The 20,815-nt window shown below is 66.6% G+C and carries 24 protein-coding genes; 18 read left to right on the top strand and 6 right to left on the bottom strand.

Features of this window, described 5'->3' with window-relative positions:
• Positions 1-86: 86 nt before the first annotated feature.
• The 3 genes from N5D91_RS22575 to parE form a co-directional block, all read right to left on the bottom strand.
• Positions 87-1,577, bottom strand: coding sequence for a S10 family peptidase (locus tag N5D91_RS22575; protein WP_180855073.1), 1,491 nt, complete (start codon positions 1,575-1,577; stop codon positions 87-89).
• A 110-nt stretch (positions 1,578-1,687) separates the two neighbouring features.
• Positions 1,688-2,266, bottom strand: a complete 579-nt coding sequence (locus N5D91_RS22570; protein WP_153855164.1) for a GNAT family protein — start codon at positions 2,264-2,266, stop codon at positions 1,688-1,690.
• A gap of 215 nt (positions 2,267-2,481) precedes the next feature.
• A complete protein-coding gene (parE, locus tag N5D91_RS22565; protein WP_110711838.1) occupies positions 2,482-4,371 on the bottom strand; it encodes a DNA topoisomerase IV subunit B in 1,890 nt (629 codons plus the stop codon).
• A 172-nt stretch (positions 4,372-4,543) separates the two neighbouring features.
• On the opposite strand from parE, the gene N5D91_RS22560 reads away from it, so the two are divergent.
• From N5D91_RS22560 to truD, 10 genes are all read left to right on the top strand, one after another.
• The gene (locus N5D91_RS22560) at positions 4,544-4,777 is read left to right on the top strand and encodes a hypothetical protein (RefSeq protein ID WP_014036734.1); all 234 of its coding nucleotides are present in this window, start codon (positions 4,544-4,546) and stop codon (positions 4,775-4,777) included.
• A gap of 400 nt (positions 4,778-5,177) precedes the next feature.
• Positions 5,178-6,842 carry a CTP synthase gene (locus N5D91_RS22555; RefSeq protein WP_032130113.1) on the top strand — a complete coding sequence of 555 codons (1,665 nt, stop codon included), beginning with the start codon at positions 5,178-5,180 and terminating at the stop codon, positions 6,840-6,842.
• An 89-nt stretch (positions 6,843-6,931) separates the two neighbouring features.
• The gene (kdsA, locus tag N5D91_RS22550) at positions 6,932-7,762 is read left to right on the top strand and encodes a 3-deoxy-8-phosphooctulonate synthase (RefSeq protein ID WP_110711839.1); all 831 of its coding nucleotides are present in this window, start codon (positions 6,932-6,934) and stop codon (positions 7,760-7,762) included.
• Complete coding sequence (locus N5D91_RS22545; protein ID WP_049400375.1) at positions 7,759-8,106, top strand: hypothetical protein; 348 nt, start codon at positions 7,759-7,761, stop codon at positions 8,104-8,106. Before kdsA ends, N5D91_RS22545 begins: the two co-directional genes overlap by 4 nt.
• Positions 8,106-8,435 carry a hypothetical protein gene (locus N5D91_RS22540; RefSeq protein WP_180855075.1) on the top strand — a complete coding sequence of 110 codons (330 nt, stop codon included), beginning with the start codon at positions 8,106-8,108 and terminating at the stop codon, positions 8,433-8,435. The genes N5D91_RS22545 and N5D91_RS22540 overlap by 1 nt, the downstream gene beginning before the upstream one ends.
• 96 nt (positions 8,436-8,531) lie before the next feature.
• Positions 8,532-9,824: a phosphopyruvate hydratase gene (gene eno / locus N5D91_RS22535; RefSeq protein WP_180855077.1), complete on the top strand. Its 1,293-nt coding sequence runs from the start codon at positions 8,532-8,534 to the stop codon at positions 9,822-9,824.
• Positions 9,825-9,828: 4 nt separating this feature from the next.
• Complete coding sequence (gene ftsB / locus N5D91_RS22530; protein ID WP_110711842.1) at positions 9,829-10,182, top strand: cell division protein FtsB; 354 nt, start codon at positions 9,829-9,831, stop codon at positions 10,180-10,182.
• Positions 10,179-10,877 carry a 2-C-methyl-D-erythritol 4-phosphate cytidylyltransferase gene (gene ispD, locus N5D91_RS22525; RefSeq protein WP_164162752.1) on the top strand — a complete coding sequence of 233 codons (699 nt, stop codon included), beginning with the start codon at positions 10,179-10,181 and terminating at the stop codon, positions 10,875-10,877. Before ftsB ends, ispD begins: the two co-directional genes overlap by 4 nt.
• 34 nt (positions 10,878-10,911) lie before the next feature.
• Positions 10,912-11,409: a 2-C-methyl-D-erythritol 2,4-cyclodiphosphate synthase gene (gene ispF / locus N5D91_RS22520; RefSeq protein ID WP_005409005.1), complete on the top strand. Its 498-nt coding sequence runs from the start codon at positions 10,912-10,914 to the stop codon at positions 11,407-11,409.
• On the top strand, positions 11,406-12,437 hold the full coding sequence (gene truD, locus N5D91_RS22515; protein ID WP_110711844.1) for a tRNA pseudouridine(13) synthase TruD: 1,032 nt from the start codon (positions 11,406-11,408) through the stop codon (positions 12,435-12,437). Before ispF ends, truD begins: the two co-directional genes overlap by 4 nt.
• A 69-nt stretch (positions 12,438-12,506) precedes the next feature.
• Here the strand turns inward: truD and N5D91_RS22510 are convergent, their stop codons facing one another.
• On the bottom strand, positions 12,507-13,046 hold the full coding sequence (locus N5D91_RS22510; protein WP_049462714.1) for a Smr/MutS family protein: 540 nt from the start codon (positions 13,044-13,046) through the stop codon (positions 12,507-12,509).
• A 209-nt stretch (positions 13,047-13,255) separates the two neighbouring features.
• On the opposite strand from N5D91_RS22510, the gene surE reads away from it, so the two are divergent.
• From surE to N5D91_RS22485, 5 genes are all read left to right on the top strand, one after another.
• On the top strand, positions 13,256-14,035 hold the full coding sequence (gene surE / locus N5D91_RS22505; protein WP_075674796.1) for a 5'/3'-nucleotidase SurE: 780 nt from the start codon (positions 13,256-13,258) through the stop codon (positions 14,033-14,035).
• On the top strand, positions 14,032-14,709 hold the full coding sequence (locus tag N5D91_RS22500) for a protein-L-isoaspartate(D-aspartate) O-methyltransferase (RefSeq protein WP_110711845.1): 678 nt from the start codon (positions 14,032-14,034) through the stop codon (positions 14,707-14,709). Before surE ends, N5D91_RS22500 begins: the two co-directional genes overlap by 4 nt.
• An 18-nt stretch (positions 14,710-14,727) precedes the next feature.
• Complete coding sequence (locus N5D91_RS22495; protein WP_164162755.1) at positions 14,728-15,342, top strand: DedA family protein; 615 nt, start codon at positions 14,728-14,730, stop codon at positions 15,340-15,342.
• On the top strand, positions 15,339-16,124 hold the full coding sequence (locus tag N5D91_RS22490) for a peptidoglycan DD-metalloendopeptidase family protein (protein ID WP_164162756.1): 786 nt from the start codon (positions 15,339-15,341) through the stop codon (positions 16,122-16,124). Before N5D91_RS22495 ends, N5D91_RS22490 begins: the two co-directional genes overlap by 4 nt.
• A 174-nt stretch (positions 16,125-16,298) precedes the next feature.
• Positions 16,299-16,787, top strand: a complete 489-nt coding sequence (locus N5D91_RS22485) for a hypothetical protein (RefSeq protein WP_153855160.1) — start codon at positions 16,299-16,301, stop codon at positions 16,785-16,787.
• 27 nt (positions 16,788-16,814) lie between these two features.
• On the opposite strand, the gene N5D91_RS22480 is transcribed toward N5D91_RS22485, so the two are convergent.
• The gene (locus tag N5D91_RS22480) at positions 16,815-17,189 is read right to left on the bottom strand and encodes an Mth938-like domain-containing protein (protein WP_153855159.1); all 375 of its coding nucleotides are present in this window, start codon (positions 17,187-17,189) and stop codon (positions 16,815-16,817) included.
• Between the two features lie 13 nt (positions 17,190-17,202).
• Entirely contained in the window at positions 17,203-17,508 is a 306-nt protein-coding gene (yhbY, locus tag N5D91_RS22475; RefSeq protein ID WP_004152868.1) for a ribosome assembly RNA-binding protein YhbY, read from the bottom strand.
• Between the two features lie 65 nt (positions 17,509-17,573).
• Between yhbY and rlmE the strand changes: the two genes are divergently transcribed.
• The 3 genes from rlmE (at position 17,574) to N5D91_RS22460 (ending at position 20,498) form a co-directional block, all read left to right on the top strand.
• Positions 17,574-18,206, top strand: coding sequence for a 23S rRNA (uridine(2552)-2'-O)-methyltransferase RlmE (rlmE, locus tag N5D91_RS22470; protein ID WP_005409014.1), 633 nt, complete (start codon positions 17,574-17,576; stop codon positions 18,204-18,206).
• A gap of 69 nt (positions 18,207-18,275) precedes the next feature.
• Complete coding sequence (ftsH, locus tag N5D91_RS22465) at positions 18,276-20,210, top strand: ATP-dependent zinc metalloprotease FtsH (protein ID WP_010485966.1); 1,935 nt, start codon at positions 18,276-18,278, stop codon at positions 20,208-20,210.
• Between the two features lie 102 nt (positions 20,211-20,312).
• On the top strand, positions 20,313-20,498 hold the full coding sequence (locus tag N5D91_RS22460) for a hypothetical protein (RefSeq protein WP_110711848.1): 186 nt from the start codon (positions 20,313-20,315) through the stop codon (positions 20,496-20,498).
• The last annotated feature ends 317 nt before the right edge of the window (positions 20,499-20,815 follow it).

Here is a 20,815-nt window from a genome sequence, read left to right as displayed (position 1 = left end):
CCTCGCCAGCCCTCAGGAAGCCAGTTTTTGCCGTTGCCGTTGCCGTTGATCCGGCGGGTGCCGGGCCGCAGGCCCGGCCAAACCCCTCAGTTACGCTTGAACAGCGCCTGCACATCCTTCCGGAACGCTGCCTGGCTGTCCGCCCGGCTGTAGAACATGTGCCCGCCCGGGTAGCTCCGCACCTGCACCCGGTCCGGATTGCTGCCCATCGCCGGCATCTGGTCCACCGTCAGGATCGACCCCATGAACGGGCACGACAGATCATTCCAGCCATGCACGATCAGCACCTGCAGATGCGGATCGATCGCCACCGCCTGGCGCAGCTGGGTCACCGCGCCCTGGCGCAGCTCGCCGTTGCGGTCCCACAGCCGGTTCACCTCGTAGTTCAGCGCCTGGTAGCGTGCATCCACCTTCCAGCCGACCACGCGCGTCACGAAGTCGACCATCGCGGTGGTGGTCGGCGCAATGATGCTGTCCAGCAGCGGATCGTTGGCGCGCTGTTCCGGATCATTCGGGAACGGATCGAACGCGGTCACGTTGGAGTCGTAGCGGCTGCCCAGCGTGCCCTTGTCGCGGAACACCTCACGCAGATAGGCCTGCGTCTCCAGTCGGCCACCGGCGCGGCGCACGAACTGCGCATCCAGCCCGGTCAGCTCGGTCACCCGGCGCAGCATCGCCTCGGTCGCCTGCGGATCGCTGCGGCCCTTCATCAGCGCAGTGGCGTAGTCGCCGCGGGTGTATTCCACCACGTCGCGCATCGCCGCATCGGTCAGTTTGCCCTGGCGCTCCAGGTGCGCTGCAGCGATCGACGGCAGCGTCTGCATCCACGCCATCGGCGAGACATCGGCGTTGTCTTCCAGGGTCGGGCTCAGGTACGGCGACACCAGCACCAGGCCGTTCATCGCCACGCCCAGGCGGGTCTGCAGGAAGTGGGTGATGCGCGGGCCGCGGTAGCCGCCGTAGCTCTCGCCGGTCAGGTACTTGCGTGACGCCATGCGCTGGTTGCGCAGCAGCCAGTCATAGATCGAGCGCGACAGGTACTCGATGTCGGCACCGGGGTTGTACAGCCGCTCCTTCGCTTCGTCATCGCCAATGCGCGCGCGGCTGAAGCCGGTGCCGACCGGATCGATGAACACCAGGTCGGTGAAGTCCAGCCAGGTGCCCGGGTTGTCGTGCAGGGTGGCCGGCGCGGACGCGCTGTCACCCTCGGAGCCGAAGGTCACCACCTTGGGCCCGATCGCGCCCATGTTGAGGTAGACCGACGACGCCCCGGGGCCGCCATTGAGCGCAAAGGTCACCGGCCGGTCCTTGCCCGGCATCGTGTAGGCAGTGAACACCACATCCGCGATCACCTTGCCCTTCTCGTCACGCACCGGCAGCGTACCAACGGTGGCGGTGTAGTCGAGGGTACGGCCGGCCAGGCGCATGCTCTGGCGAGCCGACGCATCAGCGGGCAGCGCAGGCGCTTCAGTCTTGTCGTCGTTCGGATCGGGTTTGGCGTCGGGCGCGGCCAGCACGCTGGCAGGGGCGATGAGCAGGCCGACGCAGAGCGCGGCAGTGTGCAGCAGGAACTTCATGGCACCGTATCGGCAGCGGAAGGGGATTCCGATGCTAGGCCGGTGGCGGGCCATGCCGTATGTGTCCAAAGGCATGGCCGTGCGTTGAGCTTGCCACTGGCCAGATTGGGTCAAGCGGGCAGGACGGTGGCCGCCTCATCGTCGGCCAGCAGGCCATACACGGCCGAATCCGACAGTTCGCCCTGGATGCGCCAGCGCTGGCGCAGCACGCCCTCGCGGTGGAAGCCGAGGCGGTCGAGCACGCGTGCCGACGGCACATTGCGTGGATCGATCTCGGCCTCGATGCGATGCAGGCGGAGGGTGCCGAACAGGTAGGCCAGCATCTGCCGCAGGGCCTCGTGCATGTAGCCCTGGCCCTGACGATCGGGTGCAAGCAGGTAGCCGATCTCGGCGCGTGAGGCGTCTCGATCGATCGCGAACACCACGCAGATGCCCAGCAGCGGACCCTCCAGCGATTCGCGCACGGCCAGCTTCAGCTGGGTGCCGATGGCGTGGGCGGCAAGGTCGTCGTCGATCTGTTCGCGGGCTTCGGCCGGTCGTGTCCAGGCCGGGTGGTTCCACCAGCGCATCACGTCCGGGTTGGATTGCAGCGTGAACAGCGCAGCGGCGTCGTCACGGCGGATCGGGCTCAGGACCAGGCGCGCGCTGTGCAGCGGCAGGCCGGGGAACAGCAGCGAGTGGCTGGCCAATACGGTGGTCCACACGGATGGACGCGCATTATGGCGCCACCGGGTTTGCCGATGGGGTCGTAATGCCTGTAGAGCCGATGCCCGGCTGCCGTGAATGGCCGGGGTCGGATCCCTTTCCGCAGGAAAGGGCTCTGACCCCACTGCCGACCGTCTTGCCGCGTGCCTGGGGTCAGAGCCGTTCCCCGCTGGGAAACGGATCCGACCCCGGTCAGGGATCAGGCTTCCAGCGAAGCCAGGTCGCCCTTGGTCTCCAGCCAGCCCTTGCGGTCCGACGCACGCTTCTTGGCCAGCAGCATGTCCATCAGCGAGCTCGTCTGCTCGCGATCGTCCACGGTCAGCTGCACCAGGCGACGGGTATCCGGGTGGATGGTGGATTCACGCAGCTGCGGCGGATTCATCTCGCCCAGGCCCTTGAAGCGGGTGACGCTGATGGCGCCCTTGATCTTCTCGCGCTCGATCTTGTCCAGCATCGTGCGCTTCTCTTCCTCGTCCAGGGCGTAGAACACCTGCTTGCCCACGTCGATGCGGAACAGCGGCGGCATCGCCACGAACACGTGGCCGGCATCGACCAGCGCCGGGAAGTGCTTCAGGAACAGTGCGGTGAGCAGGGTGGCGATGTGCAGGCCGTCGGAGTCCGCGTCGGCCAGGATGATGACCTTGCCGTAGCGCAGGCCGCTGATGTCGTCCTTGCCGGGATCGCAACCGATGGCGATGGCCAGGTTGTGCACTTCTTCCGAGGCCAGCACGCTGTTGGACGAGACTTCCCAGGTGTTCAGGATCTTGCCGCGCAACGGCATGATCGCCTGGAAATCCTTGTCGCGTGCCTGCTTGGCGCTGCCACCTGCCGAATCACCTTCCACCAGGAACAGCTCGGTGCGCGACAGGTCCTGGCTGATGCAGTCGGCCAGCTTGCCAGGCAGGGCCGGGCCCTGGGTCACCTTCTTGCGGACGACCAGCTTTTCGGTCTTCAGGCGCGCGCTGGCGCGCTCGATGGCGATCTGCGCGATCTTCTCGCCCAGTTCCACGTTCTGGTTCAGCAGCAGGCTGAAGGCATCGTGGGCGGCGCCTTCGACGAAGCCGGCGGCCTGGCGCGAGGACAGACGTTCCTTGGTCTGGCCACTGAACTGCGGGTCGGTCATCTTCAGCGACAGCACGAACGACACGCGGTCCCATACGTCTTCCGGGGCCAGCTTGACGCCACGCGGCAGCAGGTTGCGGAAGTCGCAGAACTCGCGCAGCGCCTCGGTCAGGCCGGTGCGCAGGCCGTTGACGTGGGTGCCATGCTGGGCGGTGGGGATCAGGTTGACGTAGCTTTCCTGTACCAGTTCGCCTTCCGGCAGCCAGGCCACGGCCCAGTCCACGATCTCGGTGTCTTTCTTCAGGTTGCCGACGAACAGCTCGGCCGGCAGCATCTCGCGATCGCCCAGCTCCAGCTTCAGGTAATCGCGCAGACCGTCTTCGTAGTACCAGGTATCGACTTCACCGGTGGCCTCGTCGGTCAGCTTCACGGTCAGGCCCGGGCACAGCACGGCCTTGGCGCGCAGCAGGTGCTTGAGCGCGCGCACCGCGAACTTGGGCGTGTCGAAGTACTTCGGGTCCGGCCAGAAGCGCACGCGGGTACCGGTGTTCTTCTTGCCGACGCTGCCGACCACTTCCAGCGGGGTGGCGCGGTCGCCGTTGCGGAAGGTGATGCGGTGCTCGGCACCTTCGCGCTTGATGTGCACCTCGACCAGGGTCGACAGCGCATTGACCACGCTGACGCCGACGCCGTGCAGGCCGCCGGAGAAGGTGTAGTTGTTGTTGCTGAACTTGCCGCCCGCATGCAGGCGGGTGAGGATCAGCTCGACACCCGGGATCTTCTCTTCCGGGTGGATGTCCACCGGCATGCCGCGGCCGTCATCGCTGACCTCCACGCTGCCGTCCTTGTACAGGGTGATCTCGATCGAGCGGGCATGGCCGGCGAGGGCCTCGTCCACCGAGTTGTCGATCACTTCCTGCGCCAGGTGGTTCGGGCGCGCGGTGTCGGTATACATGCCGGGACGGCGCTTGACCGGGTCAAGGCCGGACAGGACTTCAATATCGGCGGCGTTATAACGGGCGTTCATCTGTCTTCGAAAGCTTGGAGCGACGGGCAAGTGTGGGGTCTGGCACGGGATTTTGCACGCCTGCGGTTCAGTCTCGGCGACGCAGAGGGGGTAAAATGGCAGTCGCTGGAATCTGAACGCCGGCGGCCCCCGTTGGGTCGAAACGTCCAAGCCATACCGCGAGGAGGACCTCATGAAGAAGTTGCTGACCATTGCGATCCTGGCCGCTGCCGCCGTTGCAGTGCCGCTGGTGGTGGCGCAGAACGCCGGCCAGCCGGCCCCGCAGCAGGGTGACCAGGCCGACAAGGCGCAGGCCGAAGCCGATGCCAAGGCCAAGCGCCGCGCGCAGGCCAATGCCGAAATGAAGGCGCAGGGCCAGCCGGCGCCGCAGAAGGAAGAAGAGGAAGAAGCGCGCAAGAAGCGCTGATCCTGCCCCCTGCCAGGCGCCCTTGCGACAAGGGTTGCGCTCCGGAACGCCCCGCTCAGCGGGGCGTTTCTTTTTGGGAACGTGGCGTCTGCCCCTTGGGTTGGCGGCCATCAATCTGTAAACTATGGCTTTCCGGGAGTAAGTGCGTGTCCACCATTTGCGAATGGGCTGGAGCGGCCAAGCGTGGCTTCCAGCATGGCGGGTCGCAGGTGACGGTCGAATTGACCGGCACGGCCACCCCGACCTCGCACGATGGTCCCCGTCCGGCGCCTGCCGCCGCGCGGATCCGCACCTCCCTCGCTGTCCCAGCGAACCGGAAAACCCCCTCCGAGCACCATGCCTGCCCTCCGGGTGCGCGTGGTGCTGCCGTTTTCCATTTCCAGACAGGATGCTTGCAGCCATGACTCCCTTGATTTTCGTAACCGGCGGCGTGGTGTCCTCGCTCGGCAAAGGCATTGCCGCTGCGTCACTGGCCGCCATTCTCGAAGCCCGTGGCCTGAAGGTCACGATGATGAAGCTCGACCCGTACATCAACGTCGACCCGGGCACCATGAGCCCGTTCCAGCACGGTGAGGTCTACGTCACCGACGACGGTGCCGAGACCGACCTCGACCTGGGCCACTACGAGCGCTTCGTGCGTACCCGCCTGAGCCGCAAGAACTCGGTCACCACCGGCCGCATCTACGAGAACGTGATCCGCAAGGAGCGCCGCGGCGACTACCTGGGCGCGACCGTGCAGGTCATTCCGCACATCACCGACGAGATCCGCCGCTGCATCGACGAAGCCACCGAAGGCTACGACGTGGCGCTGGTCGAGATCGGCGGTACCGTCGGCGACATCGAGTCGCTGCCGTTCCTGGAAGCGATCCGCCAGGTGCGCACCGAGCGTGGCCCGGAGAAGGCGCTGTTCATGCACCTCACCCTGGTGCCGTACATCGGCGCCGCCGGTGAGCTGAAGACCAAGCCGACCCAGCACTCGGTGAAGGAGCTGCGCTCGATCGGCATCCAGCCGGACGTGCTGCTGTGCCGTTCGGAACAGGCCGTGCCGGATTCGGAGCGCCGCAAGATCGCCCAGTTCACCAACGTTTCCGAGCGCGCGGTGATCAGCGTGCCGGACGTGGATGTGCTGTACCGCATTCCGTCGGGCCTACATGCGCAGGGCCTGGATGAGATCGTGGTCAACCAGCTGAAGCTGGCCGACAAGGTCGGTCCGGTCGATCTGTCGATGTGGGAAGACGCGGTCGACGCGACCCTGCATCCGCTGGACGAAGTGACCATCGCCGTGGTCGGCAAGTACGTCGACCACCAGGACGCCTACAAGTCGGTCGGCGAAGCACTGAAGCACGGCGGCCTGCGCCAGCGCACCAAGGTCAACCTGAAGTGGCTGGAAGCACAGGACCTGGAAGGCACCGACATGGCCGCACTGGCCGATGTCGACGGCATCCTGGTGCCGGGTGGCTTCGGTGACCGTGGTTTCGAGGGCAAGGTGCTGACCTCGAAGTTCGCCCGCGAGCAGCACGTGCCGTACTTCGGCATCTGCTACGGCATGCAGGCGGCCGTCGTCGATTACGCCCGCAACGTGGTCGGCCTGGAGGGTGCCAACAGCACCGAGAACGACCGCCAGTCGCCGAACCCGGTGATCGGCCTGATCACTGAGTGGCGCACGGCAACCGGCGACGTCGAAAAGCGTGATGACAAGAGCGACCTCGGTGGCACCATGCGCCTGGGCCTGCAGGAGCAGCGCCTGAAGCCGGGCACGCTGGCCCGCGAGCTGTACGGCAAGGACGTGGTTGCCGAGCGCCACCGCCACCGCTACGAGTTCAACAACCGCTACCGCACCCAACTGGAAGATGCGGGCCTGGTGATCGCCGGCAAGTCGATGGACGACACCCTGGTGGAAGTGGTGGAGCTGCCGCGCGATGCGCACCCGTGGTTCCTGGCCTGCCAGGCGCACCCGGAATTCCTGTCCACGCCGCGTGATGGCCACCCGCTGTTCATCGGTTTCATCCGTGCCGCGCGCGAGCGCAAGGCCGGCGGCAAGCTGCTGCAGGAAGCCCGCGCCTGACTTGTGATGGGGGCCGCTGGCCCCCATCTTGCACGCTTCAACCCCCAGCGCACCGGCCCGGCCGGTGCCGCGGACAACAAGGAAACGCCATGAAACTGTGTGGATTCGAGGTCGGGCTGGACCAGCCCCTGTTCCTGATCGCCGGCCCCTGCGTGATCGAGTCGATGCAGCTGCAGCTCGATACCGCCGGCAAGTTGAAGGAAGTCACCGACAAGCTCGGCGTCAACTTCATCTTCAAGTCCAGCTTCGACAAGGCCAACCGCACCTCGGGCACCGCGTTCCGTGGCCCGGGCATGGAAGAGGGCCTGAAGGTCCTGGCCGAGGTCAAGAAGCAGATCGGCGTGCCGGTGCTGACCGACGTCCACGAATACACCCCGATGGACGAAGTGGCCTCGGTGGTGGATGTGCTGCAGACCCCGGCGTTCCTGGTCCGCCAGACCGACTTCATCCGCAAGGTGTGCTCGGCCGGCAAGCCGGTCAACATCAAGAAGGGCCAGTTCCTGGCGCCGTGGGACATGAAGCCGGTCGTGGAGAAGGCCAAGGCCACCGGCAACGATCAGATCATGGTCTGCGAACGCGGTGCCAGCTTCGGCTACAACAACCTGGTCAGCGACATGCGCTCGCTGGCGGTGATGCGCGATACCGGTTGCCCGGTGGTGTTCGACGCCACCCATTCGGTGCAGCTGCCGGGTGGGCAGGGCACCAGTTCCGGTGGCCAGCGTGAGCACGTGCCGGTGCTGGCTCGTGCCGCCGTGGCGGTGGGCATCTCCGGCCTGTTCGCCGAGACCCATCCGGACCCGTCCAAGGCCCTGTCCGATGGCCCCAATGCATGGCCGCTGGACCAGATGGAAGCACTGCTCGAGACCCTGATGGAACTCGATGCGGTGACCAAGAAGCACGGCTTCTCGCGCTTCGCGTGAGTCGTGACCCGTGGCTGGCGCTGGAAGCCCAGCGTCACCGCCGGAACTGGAAACAGTGGCCCTGGGGCCTGATCGCACTGGGCCTGGCCGTGCTGTTCACCGTGGGCATGTTTGGCCTGGTGCTGATCGGTGCCGCGTCGGTGCGCCCCCCGGGTGATGGCAGCAGCGCGCTCGATCTGCGCGCGTACTTCATTGCGCTGCTGGTCGCGGAGCTGCTCGGTGCGGTGGGCTGCGTCGCGGCCGCGGTGCTGGCCTGGCGGCTGAACCGCGGCAAGGTGACGGCTGGCCTGGCGATCATCCTGCTCTCGCTGTGGCTGGGTGCCCTGTTCTACGGATTGCTTTGATGAATACGACCACGTCGGCGCGTGGCTGGCCCTGGGGCCTGATCGCGCTGGGGCTGTCCGTGTTGACCTGGATCGCCCTGGTGGTGGGCGTGCTGGCCTTCACGTCCGGTTTCCGGCCGCCGGGGGACGGAAACAACGGCGTGCAGGAAACGCAGTGGTGGCTGCTGGGCGCGCTGGTCACGATGGTGCTGTCCTTCCTGGGCAGCCCGGTGGCGATGGTGCTGGCCTGGCGACGGCGGAGTGGCCCCATCCTGGCAGCGGTTGCCGGTGCATTGCTGGTGATGCTGGTGTCGATGGTCCTGATCGTGATCGGGTCCAGCTGGGGCTGAAGCCGCCCACGCCATTTGGCAAGTGGCGGGCAGCCGGGGATAATCACGCGGCATTCGTTTTGTCGCCCCCTCTCCATACAGGTAACCGGCCCGACCATGAGTACGATCCGCAGCATCCACGCCCGTGAAATCCTCGACAGCCGTGGCAACCCCACGCTGGAAGCCGAAGTCATCCTGGAGGACGGTTCGTTCGGTCGTGCCGCGGTTCCCTCCGGCGCCTCGACCGGCACCAAGGAAGCGGTCGAGCTGCGTGATGGCGACAAGACCCGTTACCTGGGCAAGGGCGTGCGCAAGGCTGTCGACAACGTCAACACCACCATCGCCAATGCGCTGAAGGGCTTCGAAGCCACCGACCAGGCCGGCCTCGACCGTCGCCTGATCGACCTCGACGGCACCGAGAACAAGGGCCGCCTGGGCGCCAACGCGCTGCTGGGTGTTTCGATGGCCGCTGCGCATGCCGCCGCCGCATCGAACAAGCAGGCACTGTGGCAGTACCTGGCCGCCAAGACCGGCGTGACCCCGTCGCTGCCGGTGCCGATGATGAACATCATCAACGGTGGTGCACACGCCGACAACAACGTCGACTTCCAGGAATTCATGGTGCTGCCGGTCGGCTTCACCTCGTTCTCCGAAGCGCTGCGTGCCGGTACCGAAATCTTCCATTCGCTGAAGTCGGTGCTGAAGGGCCACGGCCTGAGCACGGCGGTCGGTGACGAAGGCGGCTTCGCGCCGGACTTCCGCAGCAACGTCGAAGCGCTGGACACCATCCTCGAAGCGATCGGCAAGGCTGGCTACACCGCCGGTGAAGACGTGCTGCTGGGCCTGGACGTCGCCTCCAGCGAGTTCTTCGAGAACGGCAAGTACAACCTGGTCGGCGAGAACAAGCGCCTGACCTCCGAGCAGTTCGTCGACTTCCTCGCCGACTGGGCCGCGCAGTATCCGATCATCACGATTGAAGATGGCCTGGCCGAGAACGACTGGGCCGGCTGGAAGCTGCTGACCGACCGCATCGGCAAGAAGGTCCAGCTGGTCGGCGACGACCTGTTCGTGACCAACCCGAAGATCTTCCAGGAAGGCATCGACTCGGGCACCGCCAACGCGATCCTGATCAAGGTCAACCAGATCGGCACCCTGAGCGAAACCCTGGAAGCGATCGCCATGGCTGACCGCGCCGGTTATGCCGCCGTCGTCTCGCACCGTTCGGGCGAAACCGAAGACACCACCATCGCCGACATCGCAGTGGCCACCACCGCCACCCAGATCAAGACCGGTTCGCTGTGCCGCAGCGATCGCGTGGCCAAGTACAACCAGCTGCTGCGCATCGAGGAAGCCCTCGGCGCCAGCGCGCGTTACGCTGGTCGTGACGCGTTCGTTTCGCTGAAGCGCTGAGCCGATGCGCGACTGGCGCTGGATGCTGCTGGTGCTGGCCCTGCTGCTGGGCTGGCTGCAGTACCGCTTCTGGTTCGGTCCGGGCAACTCGGGTGAAGTGATGATGCTCGAAGCCCAGGTCGCCAACCAGGAGCGGGACAATGAGGGTCTGCAGCAGCGCAACGACGCGCTCGCTGCCGAAGTGAAGGACCTCAAGGAAGGCCAGTCCGCCATCGAGGAACGCGCGCGCAGCGAGCTGGGCATGATCAAGCCCGGCGAGAAGTTCTACCGCGTGGTCGAGGATGCGCCGGTCCGTCCGGTGCAGCCTGCCGCAGGCGTCAATGCCCAGGCCGGCGAACACCCGGCAGACGTGCCATGAGCGCGGCGATCTGGGTCGTTGTTCCGGCCGCTGGCCGCGGCACCCGCTTCGGTGCGCCGCTGCCCAAGCAGTACCTGCAGGCCGGCGGGCAGATCCTGCTCGCCCACACGTTGGACGCGCTGCTGGCGCACCCGGCCGTGGCCGGGGCGATGGTGGTGATCGGCCAGGACGATGCCGACTGGCCGGGCTGGAGTGAGTGGGCCGGCAAGCCGGTGCTGACCTGCATCGGCGGCGCGACCCGTGCCGCCTCGGTGCTGGCCGGGCTGCAGGCGCTGCCGGACTCGGTGCGCGCCGACGAATTCGTGCTGGTCCACGATGCCGCGCGACCGAACCTGTCGCTGGCCGATCTCGGCCGCCTGCTTGAAGTCGGCCGTGCCGATCCGGTCGGGGCGATCCTGGCCGCACCGGTGCGCGACACCCTCAAGCGTGCCGGCGACGATGGTGGCATCGATGGGACCGAGCCGCGCGAGCGCCTGTGGCGTGCACTGACGCCGCAGCTGTTCCGCCGTCACCAGCTCAGCCGCGCGCTGGCCGAAGCCGCGGCCGCCGGTGTTGACGTCACCGACGAGGCCATGGCCATGGAGCGCCAGGGCCAGCGCCCGCTGCTGGTGGAAGGCAGCGAGGACAACTTCAAGGTCACCACCCCGGCCGATCTGGACCGGTTCGAATTCGTACTTTCCCGCCGCGCCGGCTGACCGTCCGCGCGGCCCTGTTGCAAGGGTTGCATCCATGAGCACCGCACCGTTCCCGCCCGTCCGCATCGGCCAGGGCTACGACGTCCATGCCTTCGGTGAAGGCGATCACATCATGCTTGGCGGCGTGAACGTGCCGCACAGCTGCGGCGTGCTCGCGCACAGCGATGGCGACGTGATCCTCCACGCCCTGTGTGATGCCATGCTCGGCGCGTTGGCGCTGGGCGATATCGGCCAGCATTTCCCGCCGAGTGACGACCGCTGGAAGGGCGCCGACAGCAGCGATTTCGTGCGTCACTGTGACAGCCTGCTGCGTGAGCGCGGTTGGCGTGTCGGCAACACCGACATCACCGTGATCTGTGAGCGTCCGAAGGTCGGCCCGCATGCGCTGGCCATGCGTGAGCGCATCGGCGGGCTGCTGCAGCTGCCGCTGGACGCGGTCAGCGTCAAGGCCACCACGTCGGAGAAGCTGGGCTTCACCGGCCGCGGTGAGGGCATCGCCGCACAGGCGGTGGTACTGCTGGTGGCGGCATGATCCCGCTGCCGTTGGCGTTTGGTGCGCCGTTGTTGACGGCGCGTATCCGCACCACGCCGGACGATTTCCAGGTTGACGAACTGCCGGCCTTCGAGGCCACCGGTGAAGGCGAACACCTGCTGCTGCACATCCGCAAGCGCGGCGCCAACACCGTGCATGTGGCCAAGCTGCTGGCCAAGTGGGCCGGTCTGCCGGAAATGGCGGTGAGCTACGCCGGGATGAAAGACCGCCACGCGGTCACCACCCAGCGTTTCAGCGTGCACCTGCCCAAGCGCATTGCGCCGGACCTGGCCGAGCTGGCCAGTGACGAGATCGAAGTGCTCGAAGCCACCTGGCACAACCGCAAGCTGCAGCGTGGCGCACTGGCCGGCAACCGCTTCAAGCTGGTGCTGCGCGAGGTGCAGGGTGATGCTGCAGCGATCAGTGAGCGCCTGCAGCAGATTGCCGAGCGCGGCCTGCCAAACTGGTTCGGCGAACAGCGCTTTGGCCGCGACGGCGGCAACGTGCCGGCGGCATTGGCGATGTTCGGTGGCCGCCGCATGCGCAAGGACCAGCGTTCGCTGCTGCTGTCAGCCGCCCGTTCGGCGCTGTTCAACCGCGTGCTGGCCGCGCGCGTGGAGCAGGGCAACTGGGATCAGCCGCTCGATGGCGAAGTGTGGATGCTCGATGGCAGCCGCAGCGTGTTCGGACCCGAGCCGTACACCGACGTGTTGGCCGAGCGACTGGCGCGTTTCGACATCCATCCCAGCGCGCCGTTGTGGGGCGAAGGCGAGCTGCGCAGCACCGATGCGGCGCGCGAGCTGGAACTGGCCGCGCTGGACGACGAGGAATCGAAGGCGCTGCGGGCCGGCCTGGAAGACGCGCGCCTGAAGCAGGAGCGCCGCGCGTTGCGCCTGCGTCCGGCGCTGCTGCAGCACCAGTGGCTGGCCGACGACGTGCTGGAACTATCGTTCGCGCTGCCGCCGGGCTGCTACGCCACCGCCGTGCTGCACGAGCTCGGCCCGGTCGAAGACGCCTCTCAGGCCTGACAGGAAAAGGGGACGGAGGGAATTAAGTCGTTTGTGGCACAAACGACTTAATTCCCTCCGTCCCCTTTTTCATCTGCGCGCCAGCAGCACCAGCATCGCGCCGGTACCGCCTTGTCCGGTCGGTGCCGAGTGAAATGCCAGCACGTCGTTGCGCAGCCGCAGCAGGCGATCGACCAGGTTCTTCAGCACCGGCGCACCGCCATCGGACTGCAATCCCTTGCCATGGATGATGCGCACGCAGCCATAGTCGTGTGCATGTGCCTCCAGCAGGAACTGGCGCAGCAGCGTCTCGGCCTGCGCAGCGGTGGCGCCGTGCAGGTCCAGCTCGTCCTGTACCGAGTACTGGCCACGCTTGAGGCGCTGGAACAGGCGTGGTGGCAGATTGTCTCGGCGATAGCTGGCTACGTCACCGGCTTCCAGCGGCGTACTGTCGCGCAGCAGCCGGGCGAATTCGCCGGCTGCTTCGGCCTCGTCACGTTCGGCCATGCGCGCGCGCGGTTTCGGCCGGGGCGCGGCAGGCGCCGGCTCGGCGTCCTTGCGCAGTGGCGTCACTTCGCCGATGGCCGCACGGAACAATGCGGCCGGATCTTCGTCTTCAGGGTGCGACATGCGCACAGGGTAAACCGCCGGCGCAGGTCTGCCTATGACGGTTCGATGTCGGTCATGACCGCCGACAGGGTAGGACCGGCGGCTCGCATGCGGCACAATAGACGATGCCCTTGCAGGGTCGACGGCTTCCGCAGGGGAGTACGACGGTCCCGCCCACACTGCACGGTGACGGAATCGAATTCTTGGAAAATCAAGCGGTTAAATCGAAGATGCGAATCCTGGTCAGTAACGACGATGGCGTTGACGCCGCAGGCATCCGGATGCTTGCCTCGGTGCTGCGCGAGGCCGGCCACGAAGTGACAGTGGTCGCCCCCGACCGTGACCGCTCCGGTGCCAGCAACTCTCTGACCCTGGACCTGCCGATCCGCCTCAAGCGCATCGACCATTACACCGTTTCGGTGGCCGGTACCCCGACCGACTGCGTGCACCTGGCGCTGACCGGGCTGCTCGAGTTCGAGCCTGACATTGTCGTGTCCGGCATCAACAATGCCGCCAATCTCGGTGATGACGTGATCTACTCCGGCACCGTTTCGGCGGCGATGGAAGGCCGCTTCCTTGGCCTGCCGGCGGTGGCGGTTTCGCTGGTCAGCCGCAACCACGATCCGAAGCACTTCGAGACCGCCGCGCGCGCCGCAGTCGAGATCGTCGCCCGGCTCAAGGCCGACCCGCTGCCGGCCGACACCATCCTCAACGTCAACGTGCCGGACCTGCCGTGGAGCGAGGTCAAGGGCTTCGAGGTCACCCGCCTCGGCAACCGTCACCGTGCCGAAGGCTGCATCGCGCAGAAGGATCCGCGTGGCAACGAGGTGTACTGGATCGGCCCGGCCGGCCGTGAGCAGGACTCCGGCCCCGGCACCGATTTCCATGCAGTGCGCACCGGCCACATCTCGATCACCCCGATCCAGGTCGACCTGACCCGCTATCAGGCGCTGGAGAAGGTGGCCAGCTGGGTGGGCGGCCTCAGCGCCGCGCTGGACCGGCCGGCATGAGTCCGCGACTGCGCCTGCAGCCGGAAGCCGTTGGTATCGGCATGACCTCGCAGCGCGTGCGCGACCGTCTGGTCGACCGCCTGCGCGAAGCGGGCATTGCCGACGAATCCACCTTGAACGCGATCCGGGTGGTGCCGCGCCATCTGTTCATCGACGAGGCACTGGCCTCGCGTGCGTATGAAGACACCGCGCTGCCGATCGGCCACGGCCAGACCATCTCGCAGCCCTGGGTGGTCGCGCGGATGACCGAGGCCGTTCTCCAGGTGGCGCCGAAACGGGTGCTGGAAGTGGGCACCGGCTCCGGCTACCAGGCCGCCATCCTTGGTGCGCTGGGCCTGGAGGTCTACACCGTGGAGCGCATCGGCGATCTGCTGCGGCAGGCGCGCAAGCGCTTCCGCGCGCTGGGCATGAACATCCGCACCAAGCATGACGATGGTCGCGTTGGTTGGGCCGAGCACGGTCCGTTCGATGCCATCGTGGTCACTGCAGCGGCGCCAGCGCTGGTCGATGTGCTGATCGAGCAGCTTGCCGAAGGCGGTCGCCTGGTGGCTCCGGTCGGCGGCCCCAGCGCGCAGTCGCTGGTACAGCTGGATCGCAAGGCTGACGGCAGCATCGAACAACACGTGCTGGCGCCGGTCACCTTCGTACCGCTGCTGTCTGGCATGCTCGACTAATCCACGGAGCAGGGTTGCATGAAGATTTTCGGGCCGCTGTACGAGCGGGCGATGAAGTGGGCCGCGCACGAGCGCGCGCCAACCTACCTGACGGTGCTGAGCTTCTTCGAGGCGATCATCTTCCCGGTGATGCCGGAAGTGATGCTGGCACCGATGTGCGTGGCCCAGCCCAAGCGTGGCTGGTGGTTTGCCACCCTCAGCCTGGCCGGCTCGATGGCCGGCGCGCTGATCGGCTATGCGTTGGGCCATTTCGCCTTCGAGGCGATCAAGCCGCTGTTCGAGGCGCTGGGCATGCTTCCGGCCATCGAGCAGGGGATCACCACCGTGCAGGCGAAGATGGCTGAATCGCCGTGGGCGGTGTTCACCTTCCTGGTGCTGGGCGGCTTCATGCCGATCCCGATGAAGGTCTTCACGTGGGCATCGGGTATCGTCGGCGTACCGATGCCGCAGTACCTGCTGAGCATGCTGATCGGTCGCGGCAAGCGCGTGTTCGTGCTGGCCGCGGTCATCCGTATCGGTGGTGCGCGTGCCGAAGCGGCGCTGCGTCGCTGGATTGAACCGCTGGGCTGGATCGCCACCGCATTGGCGGTGGTGCTGATCGCCTGGCTTGTATGGAGGTCGAAGTTCGCATGAGTCCTGATCGTCTGAGCAAGGGAGTGCGCATCGGCGCGCTGGTGTTGCTGGTTTCCACCCTGGCCGCCTGTGGCACCGCTACCGTGGTTCGCCCCGGCGGTGGCAGCACTGGTGGTGGCGTGACCACGCCGAAGTCCTCGGTGCCCAAGCCCGGGCAGACCGTGGTGGTGCGCAAGGGCGACACCATCTATGCACTGGCCCGCATCCATGACATCACCCCGGCGGACCTGATCGCCTGGAACAGCCTGGACAACCCCTCGACGATCTATCCGGGGCAGGTGATCCGGCTGTATCCGGCCGGTGCCAGCGGCGGTCGCGCGCCCACCACGGTGGTCACCCCGCCGCGCTCGGGTGGCAGCAGCACCGGCAGCACCGCACCAGCCCCGGCGCCGGTTGGCCCGGTGAAGAGCAACATCGCCTGGCGCTGGCCGGCCGATGGCGCGATCGTCGGCCGCTACGTTGCAGGTGACGCGACCAAGCAGGGCGTGGACATCGCCGGCACCAGCGGCCAGGCAGTCAAGGCCACCGCCAACGGCGTGGTGGTGTACTCCGGTGCCGGCCTGGTCGGCTACGGCGAGCTGATCATCATCAAGCACAGCGACCAGTGGCTGTCGGCCTATGGCCACAACCGCAAGCGCCTGGTGAACGAAGGGCAGAGCGTGAAGGCCGGTGACCAGATTGCCGAGATGGGTCGTACCGGTGCGAACCGCGACATGGTCCACTTCGAGATCCGCTACAACGGCAAGCCGGTCGACCCGCAGCAGTACCTGCCGGCACGCTGATCGTCAGATGCGATAGCGCCGGGCCATGCCCGGCGTTCCTGGCCTGTAGAGGCGAGCCATGCTCGGCCCGGGTACTGCAGAGTGGTCATTTGCGACCTTGTGTGTCGCAGGCTCACCTTCACGGCGGACGGGATACCCGGCATTCTTGAGCGGTCCCAGTCGATCCGGCGCCCCATGCTCCGTCTTGCTTCCACTCTCGCGTTGCTCATCGTCGCTCCGCTGGCCTCCGCAGCCAGCGATCCGCGCGACGTGGTCACCCTTCTTTACGCGGCCGTCCAGGCGCCGGCTCCGGACGAAGCGACCATTCCGCCGTTGCTGGGCGATGCGCTGCGCTCAGCCATCGATGCGCAGCGCGTTTACGAGCGGACCTGTGCGGCGCTGGCCGCGCCTGACGAAAAGCCGCACATGCTGGACCAGAGCCCGTATCTCATGGCGCCGGATCGGCCGGAAGCGGTAAAGGTGGGGCTGCCCGCGACGAGCGGCGATGCCAGCTGGGTGCCCGTCGAAATGGCGGTGGGCGACTATCGCTGGACCGACCGGGTCCTGCTGCAGCGGCAGGGCCCGGACTGGAAGGTCATGGATATCCGCTGGGGGCAAGGCGGCAACCTGATCGGGCGACTGAAGCAGTTCTCGGCCTTCCGCTGCACCGCTTCTGGCGGCTAGCGCCGGGGCGCGCCCGACGCCTCGAACTCAGCCTTCCAGAATGAAAGCAGCCGCAACCTTGCGGCCTTCGCCGGCCAGGATGTTGAAGGTGCGCGCGGCAGCCGGATTGTTCATCACTTCCAGGCCGATGCCGCGTGACAGGCAGGCGGCCATCACCACCGCCGGCGGGAACACCTGGCGGTCACCCGTGCCGAGCACGATCAGCGCCGGATTCAGCGCCAGGATCGGCTCCAGGTCGGCCACCTGCAGCGCGGTGGCGCTCACCACCGGCCATTGCGTGACCAGCTGGTCCGGGGTCAGGAAGAAGCTGCTGCCCAGCACCTGGTCGTTGACCCGGGCCGAACGGCCGTCGGCCGCGCGCAGGCTGTAGGCGTAATCCGGCGGTTCGTGGTTCAGCTGCATGGCAGTAGGGCGATCAGCCGCGCGGCAGCACGATCTGGCGCTGTTCCTTGCTCGGGCGGTACAGCACGGCGACGTGGCCGATGCGCTGCACCAGTGCGCTCTCGGTGGCTTCGACGATCTCGCCGATCATCACGTCACGGGCGTCGCGATCCTCGGCAGCGACCTTCACCTTGACCAGCTCGTGGCGCTCCAGCACTTCGTTCAGCTCAGCGATGAAGGCCGGGGTCACGCCCTTGCCGCCGGTCTGCAGCAGGGCCTTCAGGTCGTGGGCTTGGCCGCGCAGGAAACGGGTCTGGGAAGCGGTCAGGGCGATGGACATGCAGGAAAACACGGTTGAATGGGGCGATCAGGGTATCATGAGGACCCCATCAGCCCCTATTTTCAATGGCTACCCGCAGCAAAAGCAGCCAGCGCTGGCTCAAGGAACACTTCTCCGACCCCTTCGTGAAGAAGGCCCAGGCCGAAGGCATGCGCTCGCGCGCGGCCTACAAGCTCGAAGAGCTGCTTGAACGTGACCGGTTGCTGAAGCCGCACATGGTGGTGGTCGACCTCGGTGCGGCCCCGGGTGGATGGTCTCAGCAGGTTCGGAGACAGATTGGCGACACCGGCCGTGTGCTGGCCCTGGACATCCTGGACATGCCGCCACTGGCCGGCGTGGAGTTCCTTCATGGTGACTTCAGGGAAGAAGCCGTCCTATCGCAGTTTGAAGCCATGCTCGGGGATCAGCCGGTAGACCTTGTGCTGTCGGACATGGCCCCCAATAAGAGTGGTGTAGGCGCGGTCGACCAGCCGCGGATGATGCATCTGGCGGAGCTGGCCCTGGATTTTGCCGACAACCACCTGAAGACCGGTGGGGCGTTCCTGATCAAGCTGTTCCAGGGTGAGGGCTTTGACGACTACGTGCGCGACATGCGCCGCCGGTACGACAAGGTCTCCATCCGCAAGCCGGAAGCCTCGCGCAAGCGCTCTCCCGAGGTGTATGCCTTGGGTCAGGGAAAACGCGCCCACATGAAGTAAGCTCGCAATGTACGCAAGTTCGACCCCAACGCAACGCCAGCACTGAGAGGAACACCGGAGCCAATGAGGATGAACGACTTGACCAAGAACCTCCTGCTATGGGTGGTCGTCGCCGTCGTGCTGATGGTGGTCTTCCAGAGCTTCTCGCCGAAGTCCTCCGGGGCCGGCGCGCAGGGCGCGTCGTACTCGCAGTTCCTGGACCAGGTGGACAGCGGCAACGTGCAGAAGGTCGCCTTTGGTGGCGACATGCGCGGCGGCACCAGCCAGCTGACCTACACCACCCGCGGTGGGCAGTCGTCCACCATCACCGCGCCGTTCGATCGTGACCTGATCAACGTGCTGCGTACCAAGAACGTGGAAATCGTGCAGGAGGAGCCGTCCAGCGGCATTTCCCTCGGCGCGATCCTGATGAATTTCCTGCCGGTCATCCTGATCATCGGCTTCTGGTTGTTCATCATGCGCCAGATGCAGGGCGGTGGCGGCGGTGCCAAGGGCGCGATGTCCTTCGGCAAGTCGCGCGCCAAGCTGCAGGGCGAAGACCAGATCAAGGTCACCTTCGCCGACGTCGCCGGCTGCGACGAGGCCAAGGAAGAAGTGGGCGAGCTGGTCGACTTCCTGCGCGACCCGTCCAAGTTCACCAAGCTGGGCGGCAAGATTCCGCGCGGCGTGCTGATGGTCGGCCCCCCGGGTACCGGCAAGACGCTGCTGGCCAAGGCCATCGCTGGCGAAGCCAAGGTGCCGTTCTTCTCGATCTCCGGTTCGGACTTCGTGGAAATGTTCGTCGGCGTCGGCGCCAGCCGCGTGCGCGACATGTTCGAGCAGGCCAAGAAGCACGCCCCCTGCATCATCTTCATCGACGAAATCGACGCCGTCGGTCGCCACCGTGGCGCCGGCCTGGGCGGCGGTCATGACGAGCGCGAGCAGACCCTGAACCAGCTGCTGGTCGAGATGGACGGTTTTGAAGGTGGCGAAGGCGTGATCGTGATCGCTGCGACCAACCGTCCGGACGTGCTGGATCCGGCGCTGCTGCGCCCGGGCCGTTTCGACCGTCAGGTCGTGGTCGGCCTGCCGGACGTGAAGGGCCGCGAGCACATCCTGAAGGTCCACATGCGCAAGCTGCCGCTGGCCGACGATGTCGAGCCGATGGTGATCGCGCGTGGTACCCCGGGCTTCTCCGGCGCCGACCTGGCCAACCTCTGCAACGAGGCCGCCCTGTTCGCCGCGCGTGGCAACGAGAAGGAGGTCCGCATGGACCACTTCGACCGTGCCCGCGACAAGATCCTGATGGGTGCCGAGCGCCGCTCGATGGCCATGAGCGAAGAAGAGAAGACCCTCACCGCCTACCACGAAGCCGGTCACGCCATCGTCGGCCGCCTGGTGCCCGAGCACGACCCGGTCTACAAGGTCACGATCATTCCGCGCGGCCGTGCGCTGGGTGTGACCATGTACCTGCCGGAAGGCGACAAGTACTCGATGAACCGCGTGGCGATCAAGTCGCAGCTGTGCTCGCTGTACGGTGGCCGCGTGGCCGAGGAGCTGATCTTCGGTGCCGACAAGGTCACCACCGGCGCCTCCAACGACATCGAACGCGCCACCAAGATGGCCCGCAACATGGTCACCAAGTGGGGCCTGTCCGACCAGCTCGGCCCGATCGCCTATGGTGAAGAGGACGACGAGGTGTTCCTGGGCCGTTCGGTCACCCAGCACAAGAGCGTGTCCAACGACACCGCGCGCCGCATCGACGAGGAAGTGCGCAACATCCTCGACGAGGCTTACGCACGCACCACCGAGCTGATGACGGCCAACCTGGACAAGCTGCACGCGATGTCCCAGCTGCTGCTGCAGTACGAGACCATCGACGCGCCGCAGATCGACGCCATCATGGAAGGCCGCGATCCGCCGCCGCCGGCCGGCTGGAACAAGTCGAACAAGGATGGTGGCAACGACAAGGGCGGCGACGCCCGTCCGCTGCCGCCGATCGCAGGCCCGGCCGAATCGCACTGACGGCCCTCTGCACGTGACACCAGACGAGGCCGGGGCAACCCGGCTTCGTCGTTTCCGGGCTACTGGCCCATCCCGAAGAACTGATCTGACGCTGGAGCCCGCATGTCCGCCCCGAAGCCCGAACCGATTTCCCACAACGCCGAAATGGTCATCGCCACCGTGGTCGGCGTGGGTGTGGGCCTGGGGGCCGACAATCTGCTGCTGGGCTGCGTGGTGGGTATCGGTGTCGGCATCGTGCTGAGCATCGCCAGGACCCTGTACGTGGACCGCAAGCGCCGCCGCCGTTGAGGGTATCGGCAGGGCTGCGCCCTGCACCTGCCGAAGCCGTCAAGCCAGAGCAACAGCAACAGCAACAGCAACAGCGGCATTCCGTGGTTTGGTGGGGCGGTGTCGGATGGCGGGGGCGCCGTGAACCCATCCATGGGGGCTTGGCAGCCGCTTGCTCGCGTGCGCATTCCTGCGCACACGGCAAGACCGGGGTTGGGCGTCCTGCCCAACCCGCCCGAGGCATGCCTCGGGCCCATGCGGCTGACACCCCGCCATCCGACACCGCCCCACCTCTGACAGATTCCGGGGGCTGTTGGTAGGTGTCGACCTTGGTCGAC

The sequence above is a fragment of the Stenotrophomonas sp. GD03794 genome (assembly GCF_029842145.1).
Lineage (GTDB): Bacteria > Pseudomonadota > Gammaproteobacteria > Xanthomonadales > Xanthomonadaceae > Stenotrophomonas > Stenotrophomonas riyadhensis.
The sequence above is the reverse complement of the archived record's forward strand: the minus strand, read 5'-3'. Positions and strand labels throughout refer to the sequence as shown.